This window comes from Candidatus Pelagibacter sp. PS_02 (assembly GCF_059418065.1).
In genome coordinates this window covers 777,737-792,624 of the sequence record NZ_CM182079.1, presented here as the reverse complement: position 1 = coordinate 792,624, position 14,888 = coordinate 777,737, and the positions used below count along the sequence as shown (strand labels likewise).

Genomic DNA, 14,888 nt, shown 5'->3' with positions numbered 1-14,888 from the left:
AATTATAAAATTCTCTTTAAAATATTTTCCCTTAATAAAAATTTATGAAACAGTACTGCTAAAATATGTAATGCAATTAATCCAATTAATACATAATTTGCTAATACATGAATTGAATAAAACTGTTCTGAGAGTTCAAAATTATAAGTTAGATTAACTTTTTTGAAAAAAATAACTAAACTTTCACCATTAAATAATTTCTTAAAAATACCCGATATAGTTATTGTTAATAAAGCTAAATATAAAAAAAAGTGGTTTAACTTTGCTAAAACTTTTTGACCAGGAAAAGCATTGTCATTGAAATTTGGTGTAGGAGATAATAGTTTAAAAGTTAGCCTTATTAGAGTTGTGTAAAATAGGATTAATCCAAATAATATATGATAATTTTCTATATCAACCCTAAATTGATCAAAGTCTAAATCAACCAAATAAAACCCCAAAGGTATTTGAATTAGTAATCCTGCGGCAGTTAGCCAATGGATTAATTTGGCAAGTAATCCATATTTTGATATGTTATTAAATATAGACATGTTTAAATTAAACATATTATGACATTAATTAAAAACACTTTATTTTTTATATTTATATTATTTTATAGCTTCAGTGCTTTTTCAGAACAAACGGTTGAAGAGATTATCAAAGAAAGAAAATCTATTTTTAGTAAAAATTACAAAACTGCCAAAAGAGTCCAAGGTCTTGCTTCTAATGGAAGTTTAGACGAAGCAAAAAAACTAATGATTGAAATGAGCGATAATTATAAAAGATTAATTGATCTTTTTCCTGAAAATTCAAAAGTAGGATTTAAAACAGAAGCTTTACCTTCTATTTGGGAAAATAAAGATGAATTTAATTTATTAATGACAAAAGCTTCAAGCAATATGATCGAGTTAACGTCTGTCATTGATGGGGCAGAAGATATGAAGGCAACTCTTGGAAAATATATGTGGAGTAGCTGTAAAGCTTGTCACTCAAAATTTAGAGCTGAACATTAAGATTTAGTTGTTTGTATTTAAAAATTTTAATATTGTTTAAATATAAATGTCAGTGGTATTACCAAAATCAGCTAAAGTAGTAGTTATTGGAGGGGGTGTTGCTGGCTGTTCTGTTGCCTATCACCTTGCAAAATATGGTTGGAAAGACACTATATTATTAGAAAGAGATCAACTTACTTCAGGAACTACTTGGCATGCAGCAGGACTTGTTGGTCAATTAGGAGCATCAGCCACTATTACACGGCTTAGAAAATATTCCTTAAATCTTTATAAAGAATTAGAAAAAAAAACTGGATTATCAACTGGATTAAAACAAAATGGTGCAATCACAGTTGCAAGTACACCCGAAAGATTACAAGAATTATTAAGACAAGCAACAGCTGCGCAGTTGTTTGATGTTAATGTTGAAAGCGTTAATAAACAAAGAATAAAAGAACTCTATCCCGTTATAAATGATGATGACATTTTAGGTGGAGTTTATATGCCAGAAGATGGTCAGGCAGATCCTATAGGGGTTACTAATGTATTAGCTAAAGCTGCAAAGATGGAAGGGGCTCAGATATTTGAGAAAACTCCTGTTGAAAAAATATTGGTTAAAGACAAAAAAATTGTTGGTGTTCAAACTAAATTTGGCAAAATTGATTGTGAATACGTTGTAATTGCAACTGGGATGTGGTCGAGGCAAATTGGAGAAGATATTGGTGTAAGTATTCCATTATATCCAAATGAGCACTTTTACATAATCACAGAACCATTAGATAAATTACCTAAAAACTTACCAGTTTTGAGAGACTATAATTCCTGTCTTTATTTAAAAGAAGATGCTGGGAAAATGTTAGTTGGAATATTTGAACCTAATGCAAAACCTGCATTTAAAGACAAAGGAGTGGTGCCACTGGACTTTTCTTTTGGAGAGTTTCCAGATGATTTTGATCACTTTGAGCCTTATCTTGAAAAATCATTTCAAAGATTACCCATGTTAGAAACTGCTGGAATTAGAAAATTTTTTTCAGGGCCTGAATCTTTTACCCCTGACACGCAATATCTTTTAGGAGAAACTCCTGAAGTGAATAACCTTTTTACGTGTTGTGGATTTAATAGTATTGGGATCGCAAGTTCTGGGGGTGCGGGCAGAGTTACTGCTGAATGGATGATTAATGGATATATGAATGAAGATTTATTTTCACTCGATATTAAAAGATTTCAAAAATTTCATTCATCTAAAAAATTTATTATGGAAAGGGTAACGGAAACACTTGGTGATTTATATGGAATGCACTGGCCTTATAAACAGCATAATACTTCAAGAGATCAAAGACTATTACCGTATCATGAAGAATTAAAAAAAGAAGGAGCGTGCTTTGGTGTATCTGGCGAATACGAAAGACCTATGTGGTATGCACTAAATAATGAAAAAGCAGAATATGAATACAGCTTTGATTATCAAAACTGGTATCCTTCAGTTGAATTTGAAACAAAAAATACAATTACCAATGTTGGTCTCTTTGAACTTTCTCCATTTTCCAAATATGAAATAAAAGGAGAGCAAGCACACAGTGAATTGCAAAGAATAAGCACAGCTAATATTAAAGATGAAATAGGAAGATCAACATATACACAAATGTTAAATGAGGCTGGAGGAATTGAAACAGACTTAACGGTTATTTGTATTGATAAAAATAATTTTAGAATAATAAGTTCAGCTGCAACAAGAACTCACGATAAAGCACATATTTTAAAACATTTGTCACCTAATTTAGAATTTAAAGATATTACTGATGATCTTGTTTGTTTGGGAATTTTTGGACCAAAAAGTAGAAATTTAATTTCAAAAATTTCAAATGATGATTTTAGCAATGAAACATTTAAATTTGGTTATGGCAAATTTGTAACGCTTGGTTCAAAAAAAGTTTGGGCCCAAAGATTATCTTATGTGGGTGAATTAGGATTTGAACTTTATATCGAAAATAAAGATGCTAAAGAAATTTATCAATTAATTGTAGATGAGGGAAAAAATTATAATTTATCTCATTGTGGTTCACACGCAATGGATATTATGAGAATGGAAAGTGGGTTTTTACATTGGGGTCATGATATTTCACCAGAAGAAAATCAATATGAAGCAGGATTAAATTTTGCAATTAGTTATAATAAAGAAATCAACTTTATTGGTAAAGAAAGCTTATTAAAAATAAAAGATCAAAAACCAAATAGAAGATTTATTATGCTATCACTTAAAGATAGTAAGCCAGGCACACCTCTATTATTACACGAAGAGCCTATTTATCTAGAAGATAAGATTATTGGGAGAACAACATCTGGCAATTATTCCTTTAATTATAAAAAAAACTTGTCTTTTGGATATGTAAGCTCAATACATTCAAATGAAGAACTTTCAAAAATGAACCTATATATTGAAGTTGCTAAACAAAAATTCCCAGCACTAGTAGAGATCGCTCCCCTAAAAGATAAACGTGCTAGATTGTTATAATTTTAGTTGCCGAGTTTAATAATTGATGGTTAAATAATCTCATGCAAAAAACTTATTTTCACGACAGAAAACATACCAGTGAAAAAAAAGTTCATAAAAAAACTATTCCAGTACAGTATATTGATCAAAAGAGAATTGTAGACATCAATAAATTATTGAACCGAGTAAAAATAGATAAGAAAAACGAAACTAAAAGACAAATCGTTTTTTATAGTTCAGTAATTTTAGCATTAACTCTTTTTTCAACTTTTATAGTGGTTATAAAATAATCATATTGATCAAAAGTTGATTGATCTAAATTAAAAACCTATTATAAATCATCAAGAATTAAGTGGCGGGGTAGCTCAGTCGGTTAGAGCGCAGGACTCATAAGCCTGAGGTCAGTGGTTCGATTCCACTTCCCGCTACCAATTAATGCCCTGGAAAATCCATTAAGTTTTCAACCTTATAACCTTTTTTAACTAAATTATCAGAACCTGTAACTGTTAATTATTTAGTAATTAATTTCAAGATTAGCTCAACAGTGTGACATGAGTGTGACAACAAGATAACATGAGTCATTATGACTCAAAATAATTTATCAGGTTCTATAAACGTTCTGTTGTTCAATCTGAAACAAGTGTGTAAAATCCCTTATAGAGACCAAGGGAAGTAATCTTCAGGGTTAATTCTTCACAACACTAAAGACAGTATTGTTTACATACAATTAACCACTTCATTAACAACACTAAAGACAGTATTGTTTACATACAATTAACCACTTCATTAACAACACTAAAGACAGTATTGTTTACATACAATTAACCACTTCATTAACAACACTAAAAACATTGATAACAAATACATAGTTGCTAATTGTTAAGTAGTAAAACAGTATCCAACAAACACAATTATTTATTGTTTTTAATAAATTTGTTTATGAACTTTGTTGTTTTAATTGGTTGCATTATTTACCGTTTCAACATCACACTTATAATGCTCTAAGAACCTATTATTCTTATAATCGTACTTTGATAATGTCATGCTAGGTTTTGTATCTCCATCAAATACAATCATTTGAAATCCTAATTCATAATCAGCAAATCTTGCTGTCACTTGGTTTTCACCAATATCTAATTTATTAGCTTCAATCATTACAAACTCACCTTTTTTTTTATCAAAGTATTCAAGTCCTACTGCTTGCATTGTAAAATTTAAAGAGTCATGCTTTCTTCCAATGATTACATCCTTCATATTGAGACATGAAATTTTTAAACCTTGGTCGGCGTTAGCTGTTGTTGGTAACAATAGTAAGATAAATAAAATAATTCTTACCATTGCCTAACTACCCACCTGGTCAATAGTTTTACAAAGTTTACGAGCTTCCAGTACAGAGGGTACAAGTTTATCTAATTTCCAATTATTATTTGGGATGTCAAAGTATTTTGCTGCTTTAAAACCAACACCATCAACTATTTCAATTTCAAACCTTTTTTCTTCGTTGTAAAAATCATTTAATTTGTAGATATATTTTTTTAAATCAAACGTACCTATAGAAAACAACACTCTATAACCCATTAAAAAAGGAGTTACTGCTTCAACTTCTGCAGTTTCTTCTTGGTTATTAATTCTTATTGGGATGTGCTTTCCTATTAACTGTTTGATATCACCTGGTTTTTCATAAGTGTAAAATGTAAAAGAATTCCAAACTCGGTCACAATCATCATTAACGTGTATAAAAAAGTTAAGCGAGTCTCCGTGGGTAACTTCACCTGAAACTCTTGCATAAACTAGTTTTTCAAATTTATTAATATTCCATTCTTCCTCTTCCGCTTGAGCTTGATAGGCAATAACTAATAGAAACAAAAACAAATGACCAGAGACAAAAATTAAGAACCGCTTCATGATTTAAGCTCCACATTTATTCCGTTTTTCTTGAGTATTTTGATTATTTTCTCCCAAATGATGCTGTTATGGGTGCTTGGACTGAGTTCAAACTTGAAGGTTTGTTTGTAAACTGGGCTGCAGTTATCATAAGCAATGTAAGCGCTTACATGACAGTATTTATTAATACCGTTTATTTCCATATATCATAACTCCTAATGTTGGTTGTTTTTTTTAAGGTGAGTAGTTTAATGTTAGTAATGGTTTCACCCCTTCTCTTGTCAAGGGGTCTACGTAAAGAGGAGAACAATGAAAAGAAACGTAAACGGGTGAAAAGGAATGAAATCCAATGCATGATTCTATTTAAATCATTAACTTTTGTTTTTAATCTGCCAGAAAAATGTTTTCAAAAAGGCAACAGTCTCTTATGATGCGTAAACATAAATTATGAAAAAGGCTATATCTATTAGGATAAAAGAAATTTTAAAACAATCTCTGAGTAAGAATAAAAAAATTCTAAACTTTAACTATGTATTCTTTGAAAGTTTTTTTCCTGAAAAAGAATTAGCTAACGAAGGTTGTGATATTACAAATAAAACTGGCAATTTTAACGAAGTTTTAGAGGACATAAGTAATTTAGGTGAAGATAAGTATGATTTAATATTTCTTCAGCTACCAGTAGGAATAAGAAAACCAGACCCCCTAATTGCACTTGAAAAATTAATAGACAAAAATTTGGTTAATGGTGGTTTTGTATTGAATATTTCCACAATGAATTACTTTTCAGTAAAATTAGAAAATTACTTTCCTAAATTCACTAGGTTTAGAGAGAATATTTTAGGTGATATTTATAAGAAAGAAACTTCAATTAGCTTTTCCATGTATGAGTATATTAAGGGACCTATTGGAGATTTATGGATGTCAGGTATTTATTCTACAGACTTTAGAGCAATAAATGAAGAAGATAAAAATCTTGATAATCTCAATATTATAAAAACCCCTAAAGCATATTTTCATAGTGCTAAAATGTCGTTTGCTCAAAATAATCAAATTGAAGATTTCAAAAAGAAAAATTTTACACCTAAATATTTAAAAGATGTGGCACTTAAAATTAAATCTGTTGATTTATTAAAAAGTAATAAAAAAAGAGATGATGTTTTAAATGAGTTAAAAAACTTTGCTGGTGAAAACATTGTATTTACCCCAATGATACCTTCGAAATCAAGCAAAACGGAAATAAACATTGAAGATTTAAAAGCTAGTAGATATTGGCTCCTTTTATTTGACTCTGAATTTTTTATAAATGAATACGTTCAGAACTTTTTAAATTCAAATGAGGGTAGGGAGCAATTATTGTCTTTATCCGTGAGCACTATAATTCCACATTTGAATTCACAATCACTTGGTAGGGTTTGTATACCAATGAAAAATACTTCAGAACAAATAACTGTAGTTAAAAATAGAAAAAAAATAGCCGATGCTAAAGAAAAATTAAATAAATATATTGATAAATTAACTAACACTGTTGAAGATGATGATTTTGAATTTGAACCAGATAAACTTTTTGAGGAATTTCCCGACTATTCAATTAGAAATTTAATTAATATGAATGAGTCTATTTCTTTAGAAAGAAAATCAACCTTGAGATGGAGTATTAAAGAAAAAAAAATTAATAATTTTTTAGCTGACAGTGTATTAAAAACTATTGTGGCTTTTTTAAATACAGAAGGTGGTACATTAATTGTTGGTCAAGACGATGATAAAAATATTTTAGGTATTGAAATGGATAGATTTAAGAATCAAGATGATTGCTCAAAATTTTTAAAAGATAAAATTAAATCTAATATTGGTATAAAATATTTAGAAACTTATATAAAATATAGCTTTTATACTATTGAAGATAAAACATTGTTAATAGTTAATTGTACAAAATTACCCATAAAAGAAACTGCTTTTTTAAATGAGACTGATTTTTATAAAAGAACAGGGCCATCTAATGAAAAACTATCAACCAAAGAAACTATTGAATATATCGAGATAAGAAAAGATATAGAGAATATATCCTAATACAAATATTTTTGAAAATTAATAAAAGTATTTTTTATATTATCCGCATCACCTAATGCTTTTTGACCATCATATAGAGATTTGTACTTTAATTTAACTAGACTACTTAATCTATTAATATCAAGCTCTTCAACACCACCTTCTACATATTTGCTTAAGACAAAATCTATAAACTCTTTTTGTTTATCGTTTAAATCTTTATAAATTTCATTCTCTGCATTAGCTACTCTAGTAGCTCTTTGAATAGGTTTTTTGCTATAAGCAACATGCTCTAAAACATCAAAGATATCGCTATCTTCAGCCTCTATTAGTGTTTGGATAGATTTTAAATCTTGTTTAGTGAAGCCATTATCTTCAAGCTTTTTAAGTAGTTCATTCCTAGTTATAGGGGATGACCATAATTCTCTTAGTTCTTCTTCATTTTTTAAAATATTTGGAAGAGTTATTGTATTAAATAATCTTTTAATAAATTCCTCTACAGAAACTGGTATCCCATGAAAATAGAACATAGTTGTCGACATTGATTTAATTGATAATTCTTTGCCTTCAGCCAGTTTAATTATTATCTTTTCTTTGGTTGGAGGCTTAGTTGTATCTCCTCCATCACCAGTATCTCCTCCATCACCAGTATCTCCTCCATCACCAGTATCTCCTCCATCACCAGTATTTCCATCATCTGGCAGCTCGTCTCCATCCCAAGCAGGGTCTGAAAAATTTTTATAAGCACCAACAAAATCAACAATAGTAAAGTAAAACTTATCATCAAATAATCTAGTGCCTCTCCCAATGATTTGTTTAAATTCAATCATATTATTCACTGGTCTCATTAAAACGATATTTCTAATGTTTAAAGCATCAACCCCAGTACTTAATTTTTGACTGGTTGTTAATATTGTTGGAAGTGTTTTGTCATTATCTTGAAATTGTCTAAGATAAGTGTCTCCTATTTTTGCATCTTCAGCTGTTACTCTTACACAATAATCAGCTGGTGGATTAACAGACTCTTGGTTAATCAAATCTCTTATCATGCCAGCGTGTGGAATACTTGCACAAAAAACTAATGTTTTTTCTTTAGGATTAATACTGCTAAGCATTAATTGTACTCTCTTACGCTCTCTCTCTTTGATTATAATTTTTCTATTCATATCTTTTTCTTCAAAAACTTCTCCTTCAGTAACTTCTTGTTTTCCTGAAAGAACCTCGTCCTCACCTGTGTAGGTGTATTCGTCAATAGTGGTTTGAATTCTTTTGACTCTGAATGGTGTTAAAAAACCATCTTTAATTCCATCCTTTAAAGAATATGTATAAACTGGTTCATTAAAGTAAGAATAAGTATCAGCATTGATTTTTCTTCTTGGTGTAGCCGTTAAACCAATTTGAGTTGCTGTTTTGAAGTGATTTAAAATATCTCTCCAATTACTTTCATCGTTAGCTCCACCTCTATGACACTCATCAATAATAACCAAATCAAAGAAGTCAGTAGGGTATTGACCAAAATAAGGTTTATTTTCTGGCCCTGACATAAAGCTCTGAAATATAGTAAAGAATACTGAACCATTAGTTGGAACATGTCCTTTGTCTTTAACATCCTTAGGAGTAATTCTAACTAAAGCATTCTCATCAAAAGCACCAAATGAATTAAAGGCTTGATTGGCTAATATATTTCTATCAGCTAGAAATAATATTCTAGGAACTCTTTTACCATCTCTTTGCATATTCCATCTTGCATGAAACAACTTCCAAGCAATGTGAAATGCAATTACTGTTTTACCAGTACCTGTTGCAAGAGTTAAAAGTATTCTATCTTGTTTATTTGCAATAGCATCAAGCGTGTTATTTATAGCGATTTCTTGATAATATCTTGGTTCCCTAAAACCTTTGAATGTTTTAAAATCAACATCATCAAATTTACTAGACCATTCATTTTTATCTTTAAAAGTTTTAGCCCATAGTTCTTCGGGAGATGGAAATTTATCAACTTCAGCTTCTGAAGTGATAATCATTTCACCATATTCATTAATCTTTATTTCACCTTTTTCATTTTTAGAATAATTAATTTCATAAATTTTGTTACCATTAGTAGAGTAGGTAGTAGGTATTCTTAACTTTTGAGCATAATCTTTTGCCTGACCCACTCCTTCACTAACATCAAGTTCATCTGATTTTGCCTCTATTACTGCAATTTTTCTATTTTTATAAACAAGAACATAGTCAGCTTTATCAAAGCTAGCTCTAATACCACCTGGTTTTATTTCACCATTAGTAATTTTAAACTCTCTTCTAACAACACTTCCTTCAATAGTGCCCCAGCCAGCTTCCTTTATCTTTGGGTCAATTAATTCAGCTCTAGTTTCTGCTTCGTTCATGAGATTTTATTAGTTATTTCTTTTGAAATTATAGATGCTTTTAGAGCTTCTAATTCATTTATTATTTTAGCATTTGTATTAAGACAATATTGAGACGTATTATCTAATGATTTTAAACCTTCTACTACTTTTTTTTGTTGGTTAGTGTTGTCGGGATATTCAATTACAACCTCTTTAATTTCTTGAAGATGTAAATTTTGAACTCCAATACCTTTTGTTCGAGAATTAAATTGGTTTTTTGCCTTTTTTGAGTTTATGTATTCTAATAGGTATTCAGGCAAAACGTTCTTGCTGCTTCTCAACAATGCTAAACTAACATATATATCAAATTCTAAATCTCTATCAACTAATGCCGCTATACCAGTAGTACCATTTTTAGCTAGTAGCACATCTCCCTTTTTAGGAGAAACTCTTTTTTGCATTTCAATATGTTGCTTTTCATCTACAAAGCGAACGTTATTCCAATCAATTACTCTTTTTTTAACATTGGTAGATGACAAAAAAATATAACCACTTTCAGAATATTTAGGTGTTTGATGTATTCCATCAGTAATTTTTTCACAAACTTCTGATAGTTTATTTTTTTTTAAATTCTTAATATTGACAAAAATAGAAGTGACAGCCTTTTCATAAAGAGTATTTATATTTTCTTGTTTTAGTTTAGATGAAGAAATTAATTTATCAATTTTAAAAAAAATAGACTCAATTTTCGAAACTATTTTTTTTTGGATAATTACTTCAGGGAAGTGTATTTCAAAATTTCTAAGTTTAGAAATAGAAACTCCACCTATAACTCCATGAGTAGCTTTTTTAAATTGTTTTTGAAACAAATTACTAAAAGTGTAATAATAGACATATTTTGCAAGTAGCTCCTCATTAGGAGTAATAGATGCGAGTTTATTACCATAATGACACTTTTGATTTGATAGAGCTATTTTACGACCAGCACTACCTCCTTCAACACATATTAATACTGAATGTGCTGGGGAAATTCTAAAATTTACACTTTCATTATGGGGAATAGAAATTCCATTAGTATAATTTATATTACCATTATAATTGATGTCTTTAGTTGCAATATAAGGTGTGCCATCTTTAATATTTGTATATTTTTTATCTTTAGTTTTTTGATTAATACTGTTTCCAGTTATAATATTGCATTCAGTTCCTAATTTAGAAGTTTTCCAAATCATAACATTTTTTTAATATCTCTAAGATTTTCCTCTAAGTTTTTGTTTAGCTTGTCAATTTCACTAATAATTTGGCTTGGAGAACGCTCATCAACTTTTTCAACTATGTTTGGATTAACAACACTCAAGTCATAAGTATCTTGATTTAATTTATCAGCTTCAATAAACCAACTATTCTGTGAAGTTTCAAAGTTTTTTAAATTATTTCTGAATTCAGATAAGTCATTTTCATTAAGAGGAAATCTTTTGCCTAAATTTCGTTCAATATTTGGTTTGTGATACCAAATTTTTTTTGTTTGATTTCCTTTTTTAAAAAATAAAACAACAGTTTGAACACCTGCTCCTAAAAAAGTTCCTCTTGGCATATCTAAAATAGCAAATAAATTGTTTTCTTTAATCAATAATTTTCTTAGAGCTATGCTTGCATTATCTGTATTGCTTAAGAAAGTATTCTTAATAACAACCCCACATCTTCCGCCTACTTTAAGTTTTTTTATGAAATGCTGTAGAAATAAATATGCAGTCTCACTTGATTTTATTTGAAAATTTTCTTGTATTTGTTCTTTTTCACTTCCTCCAAATGGGGGGTTAGCAAGTATAACATCAACTCTATCTTTGTTTTGTATCTCTTGAATATTAGTTTCTAATGTATTTTGATGAATGATATTTGGACTTTCAATGCCATGAAGTATCATATTCATAATACCAATTATGTAAGCTAAGGTTTTCTTTTCAGCTCCATAAAATGATTTTGTTTGAAGTGTTTTAAGCTCTGAAGTTGTTAAAGATTTTGATTGACTCATATATTCAAACGCTTCAACTAAAAAACCAGCACTACCAACTGCACCATCATAAACAGTTTCTCCAACCTTAGGGTCTATTACTTTAATAATAGATTTAATTAAAGGTCTTGGGGTGTAGTATTCACCACCATTACGACCAGCATTACCCATGTTTTTAATCTTCTCTTCATACAAAGCACTCAGCTCATGTTTTTGTTCATTACTTTGAAACTGAAGATTATCTACTTCATTAACAACATCTCTTAATGTGTATCCATCTTGAAGTTTATTTTTAAGCTCAGAGAATATTTCACCAATTTTATATTCGAGTGTATCAAAACTTTCAGCACTACTTCTAAATGAAGAAAGATAAGGGAACAACTTATCATCAACAAACTTTTTTAAATCTGGCCCTGTTAGTGTTTTGTTGAAATCTACTTTACCATCTTTGTCTTTAACAATGGCCCAAGTAGACCACTGAAATTCTTTATCTAGGGTAGGTTTAAACTTTTTGTTTTCTAATTTAGCTTTAGTTTCTTTATCTTTTTCATAATCATCTAACCATTTAAGAAATAGTATCCATGATGATTGTTCAGCATAATCAAGCTCAGTACTACAGCCAGAGTCTTTCCAAAGAATATCGTCTATGTTTTTGAAAGTTTGCTCAAACATTGCCAGCATTATATATATTTTATTTAAGAATAATAATTTTAATGACTAATAAAATACAAAATGAGCACTCAATAAATTGCATATTTTTATGTTGAAGTTATTAATCTTAAACAATGTCAAAATATCTTAAAAAAATTAAATCATTAAAAAAGATAAGTAAATCAACAGTTACTGGAAGTACGTTCTTAATTGCAAAGAAAGATAATATAAAAATATATTATGCACCATTTGAATATATCAATCCTAAGGCAAAAATAATGATTGTGGGTATAACTCCTGGTCTTCAACAAATGTTGCAAAGCTTTGAAGTAATTAAAGAAGGTAAATCATTAAAAGAAGTAAAAGATTTATCTAGTTTTAAAGGCAGTATGAGAACCACCTTAGTTAAATATCTAGATGAATTAAAGATTAATAAAACTCTCAAAATTAAATCTTGTGAAAGTTTATTTCATAAAGACAATAAGTATCTTCACACTACCTCATTAGTTAAATACCCTGTATTTGATAAAGGAAAAAACTATTCAGGTGCAAATATTTTAAAGAAGCAAATACTCTTGGATTTTATTGAGAAAAATTTTTTAAAAGAATTAAAAACTTTAAAGAAATCTATTATAGTTCCTTTGGGCAATACTGTTTCATCTACAATTGAATATTTAAACAGTAAATACAAACTTAAATTAAGATGTTTTCTTGAAGGATTTCCTCATCCATCAGGGGCAAATGCAAGAAAGAATATTCAATTTAAAAAGAACAAAAAAAAAATGAAACTTATTTTAAAGCGTAAATGACCAGAGATTCTTACATTAACTTTTTAAAAACGTTTAAGATTTCAGATGATGATTTTATTGAATACGGGTTGAAAGATATAATCTTTATTTCAAAGGATAAAGTTCATAATGAATGGGAGATTTTAAAAAATAAAGTTTATTCCAATCAAGAAGCATATATTAGAGGCATGGGTAGAGATGCTACGGGTACAAAATATATGCTTGAAGTTCACAAAAGTCTCTTTGGCAATTCAAATATAAAAAAAGACCCTTCAAACAATACACATCCAACAAAAATTTTAGAAAACTTAACAGGATTTTCAAAAAGAAAATTAAAAAATTCGAATTTAATTAGCAATTATCAAGTATCTCATATTTTTGGACATACGAAAAATGCACTCATGTTTATGGCACCATGGAATATTGTTTATATTCCAAAATTATTTGACCCATTTTCAGGCCACGAGTCTAAAGGTGAATTAACTCAAATATTTTCTACAAAATTAAAAGAAATTACTTATGAAAAATTTAAAGACCAAATTGATGATTATAATAACATCATAAATAATTCTAAATTTATAGATAGTCTAAATTCATTAATTGAAAATTTAAAATCTAATAATGATGAGATGTCAGAAAAATTATTAAATTCTATTAAGGATGAATTTTCGGAGATAAAAATATAATGAAAAAAAAAGAAGTAATTTTTTATGATGGTAATGCCTTTCCGTCGAATGGAAACACCCTAGAGCTAAAAGCAGGCAACAAAGGAATCGTTAGTGGAATGGGTTATATGCAAGAAATTCAATTAACTGAAAGAAAGATTAAAAACTTTTGGAAAAAGATGGATGAGCTAGATGTATGGGGTTGGGAAAAAGATTATTCACCCATTGGTTCAATTTGTGATGGTCTTGTTTGGGAACTACGTCTTAGAAATAAAGATGGAAAAGCAAAGGTTGTGAATGGTCATGAAGAATATCCTCATAATTTTAATAAATTAATTAAAGCTTTAAATAATTTATTTGGTTCAAAAATAGAGACTATTGAAGATTTGAATATAGAGAATGAGGTTATTGAATTGCAAGCGTCATATGATACAGGGCCAATTTTTATATCTTTAGATAATAATAAGGGTTTTATTAATGAGCATGGAGAAATCACTGAAGTTAAGATAGATGAATTTAAAAAACAAAACTTTTGGAAAAAAATAGATGAACTGGGTGTTTGGAATTGGCATAGCAAATATCCTCATAGACAACCAAAGTATGCAGCTCCAACATGTCAAGTTCACTGGTCTTTAAAAATAATTAATCATGATAAAGCAAAGTATTGTACTGGCTACTATTTTTTCCCACAAAACTTTAAAAAGTTTATTAAAGAACTAAGCGATTTAATGGGAATAGAAATTAAAATATAATCTTAAAACTAGTTTACAGAGTCTGGTTTACATTCAAATTGTTTTGTGATTCTTTTGCAACACATAATATTTATTTTTTATAAGTGTTCCCATCTGTTAATATGGGGTGTATAATATATATGTAACTCTCCAGGGGGTGAAACATATACATAGATTATAAATATACCTTCTCTGGGGCAGTCCAGCAATATAACAAGCTAATAATAATCCCTTCAACACCCCGCTCTCAATCTAGTTTACACTCTAAACTTAGTCATATTGTGTAAGTAATATATACATAC

At 29.0% G+C, this 14,888-nt stretch carries 13 protein-coding genes, 1 tRNA gene and 1 pseudogene; 8 read left to right on the top strand and 7 right to left on the bottom strand.

The features are described 5' to 3' along the window. Window positions 1-2: 2 nt before the first annotated feature. A complete protein-coding gene (locus AC5SL4_RS04220; RefSeq protein WP_006996670.1) occupies window positions 3-545 on the bottom strand; it encodes a cytochrome b in 543 nt (180 codons plus the stop codon). A 3-nt stretch (window positions 546-548) separates the two neighbouring features. Here AC5SL4_RS04220 and AC5SL4_RS04215 point away from each other — a divergent pair, with 3 nt between their 5' ends. The 4 genes from AC5SL4_RS04215 (at window position 549) to AC5SL4_RS04200 (ending at window position 3,893) form a co-directional block, all read left to right on the top strand. Further along, the gene (locus AC5SL4_RS04215) at window positions 549-992 is read left to right on the top strand and encodes a cytochrome c (RefSeq protein WP_006996671.1); all 444 of its coding nucleotides are present in this window, start codon (window positions 549-551) and stop codon (window positions 990-992) included. 46 nt (window positions 993-1,038) lie between these two features. Further along, the gene (locus AC5SL4_RS04210) at window positions 1,039-3,483 is read left to right on the top strand and encodes a GcvT family protein (RefSeq protein ID WP_494587142.1); all 2,445 of its coding nucleotides are present in this window, start codon (window positions 1,039-1,041) and stop codon (window positions 3,481-3,483) included. 41 nt (window positions 3,484-3,524) lie between these two features. After that, window positions 3,525-3,752, top strand: coding sequence for a hypothetical protein (locus tag AC5SL4_RS04205; RefSeq protein ID WP_006996673.1), 228 nt, complete (start codon window positions 3,525-3,527; stop codon window positions 3,750-3,752). A 64-nt stretch (window positions 3,753-3,816) separates the two neighbouring features. Beyond that, window positions 3,817-3,893 (top strand) — tRNA-Met (locus AC5SL4_RS04200). Window position 3,894: 1 nt separating this feature from the next. Here the strand turns inward: AC5SL4_RS04200 and AC5SL4_RS04195 are convergent. The 3 genes and pseudogenes from AC5SL4_RS04195 to AC5SL4_RS04185 form a co-directional block, all read right to left on the bottom strand. After that, window positions 3,895-3,960, bottom strand: a pseudogene (locus AC5SL4_RS04195) (adenine phosphoribosyltransferase); the annotation flags it as partial. Between the two features lie 456 nt (window positions 3,961-4,416). After that, window positions 4,417-4,800, bottom strand: a complete 384-nt coding sequence (locus AC5SL4_RS04190; protein WP_494587141.1) for a hypothetical protein — start codon at window positions 4,798-4,800, stop codon at window positions 4,417-4,419. 3 nt (window positions 4,801-4,803) lie between these two features. Further along, the gene (locus tag AC5SL4_RS04185) at window positions 4,804-5,367 is read right to left on the bottom strand and encodes a hypothetical protein (protein WP_494587140.1); all 564 of its coding nucleotides are present in this window, start codon (window positions 5,365-5,367) and stop codon (window positions 4,804-4,806) included. Window positions 5,368-5,793: 426 nt separating this feature from the next. On the opposite strand from AC5SL4_RS04185, the gene AC5SL4_RS04180 reads away from it, so the two are divergent. After that, on the top strand, window positions 5,794-7,413 hold the full coding sequence (locus AC5SL4_RS04180) for an ATP-binding protein (protein ID WP_494587139.1): 1,620 nt from the start codon (window positions 5,794-5,796) through the stop codon (window positions 7,411-7,413). On the opposite strand, the gene hsdR is transcribed toward AC5SL4_RS04180, so the two are convergent. The 3 genes from hsdR to AC5SL4_RS04165 are packed head-to-tail and all read right to left on the bottom strand — an operon-like array spanning window position 7,410 to window position 12,423. Continuing rightward, window positions 7,410-9,779 carry an EcoAI/FtnUII family type I restriction enzme subunit R gene (hsdR, locus tag AC5SL4_RS04175; RefSeq protein WP_494587138.1) on the bottom strand — a complete coding sequence of 790 codons (2,370 nt, stop codon included), beginning with the start codon at window positions 9,777-9,779 and terminating at the stop codon, window positions 7,410-7,412. The genes AC5SL4_RS04180 and hsdR overlap by 4 nt on opposite strands. Next, entirely contained in the window at window positions 9,776-10,972 is a 1,197-nt protein-coding gene (locus AC5SL4_RS04170; protein WP_494587137.1) for a restriction endonuclease subunit S, read from the bottom strand. The genes hsdR and AC5SL4_RS04170 overlap by 4 nt, the downstream gene beginning before the upstream one ends. Next, window positions 10,969-12,423, bottom strand: coding sequence for a class I SAM-dependent DNA methyltransferase (locus tag AC5SL4_RS04165; protein WP_494587136.1), 1,455 nt, complete (start codon window positions 12,421-12,423; stop codon window positions 10,969-10,971). Before AC5SL4_RS04165 ends, AC5SL4_RS04170 begins: the two co-directional genes overlap by 4 nt. A gap of 113 nt (window positions 12,424-12,536) precedes the next feature. Between AC5SL4_RS04165 and AC5SL4_RS04160 the strand changes: the two genes are divergently transcribed. Genes AC5SL4_RS04160 through AC5SL4_RS04150 form a run of 3 tightly spaced genes read left to right on the top strand, consistent with a single transcriptional unit; the run spans window position 12,537 to window position 14,607 of the window. Then, window positions 12,537-13,211 carry a uracil-DNA glycosylase family protein gene (locus AC5SL4_RS04160; protein WP_494587135.1) on the top strand — a complete coding sequence of 225 codons (675 nt, stop codon included), beginning with the start codon at window positions 12,537-12,539 and terminating at the stop codon, window positions 13,209-13,211. After that, a complete protein-coding gene (locus AC5SL4_RS04155; RefSeq protein ID WP_494587134.1) occupies window positions 13,208-13,876 on the top strand; it encodes a hypothetical protein in 669 nt (222 codons plus the stop codon). Before AC5SL4_RS04160 ends, AC5SL4_RS04155 begins: the two co-directional genes overlap by 4 nt. After that, window positions 13,876-14,607 carry a hypothetical protein gene (locus AC5SL4_RS04150; protein WP_494587133.1) on the top strand — a complete coding sequence of 244 codons (732 nt, stop codon included), beginning with the start codon at window positions 13,876-13,878 and terminating at the stop codon, window positions 14,605-14,607. The genes AC5SL4_RS04155 and AC5SL4_RS04150 overlap by 1 nt, the downstream gene beginning before the upstream one ends. The last annotated feature ends 281 nt before the right edge of the window (window positions 14,608-14,888 follow it).

Coding starts and splice junctions, on each gene's coding strand:
- AC5SL4_RS04185 (WP_494587140.1), bottom strand. CDS start 5,367: ATGAAGCGGTTCTTAATTTTTGTCTCTGGTCATTTGTTTTTGTTTCTA.
- AC5SL4_RS04210 (WP_494587142.1), top strand. CDS start 1,039: ATGTCAGTGGTATTACCAAAATCAGCTAAAGTAGTAGTTATTGGAGGG.
- AC5SL4_RS04155 (WP_494587134.1), top strand. CDS start 13,208: ATGACCAGAGATTCTTACATTAACTTTTTAAAAACGTTTAAGATTTCA.
- AC5SL4_RS04150 (WP_494587133.1), top strand. CDS start 13,876: ATGAAAAAAAAAGAAGTAATTTTTTATGATGGTAATGCCTTTCCGTCG.
- AC5SL4_RS04190 (WP_494587141.1), bottom strand. CDS start 4,800: ATGGTAAGAATTATTTTATTTATCTTACTATTGTTACCAACAACAGCT.
- AC5SL4_RS04180 (WP_494587139.1), top strand. CDS start 5,794: ATGAAAAAGGCTATATCTATTAGGATAAAAGAAATTTTAAAACAATCT.
- AC5SL4_RS04220 (WP_006996670.1), bottom strand. CDS start 545: ATGTTTAATTTAAACATGTCTATATTTAATAACATATCAAAATATGGA.
- AC5SL4_RS04170 (WP_494587137.1), bottom strand. CDS start 10,972: ATGATTTGGAAAACTTCTAAATTAGGAACTGAATGCAATATTATAACT.
- AC5SL4_RS04160 (WP_494587135.1), top strand. CDS start 12,537: ATGTCAAAATATCTTAAAAAAATTAAATCATTAAAAAAGATAAGTAAA.
- AC5SL4_RS04205 (WP_006996673.1), top strand. CDS start 3,525: ATGCAAAAAACTTATTTTCACGACAGAAAACATACCAGTGAAAAAAAA.
- hsdR (WP_494587138.1), bottom strand. CDS start 9,779: ATGAACGAAGCAGAAACTAGAGCTGAATTAATTGACCCAAAGATAAAG.
- AC5SL4_RS04165 (WP_494587136.1), bottom strand. CDS start 12,423: ATGTTTGAGCAAACTTTCAAAAACATAGACGATATTCTTTGGAAAGAC.
- AC5SL4_RS04215 (WP_006996671.1), top strand. CDS start 549: ATGACATTAATTAAAAACACTTTATTTTTTATATTTATATTATTTTAT.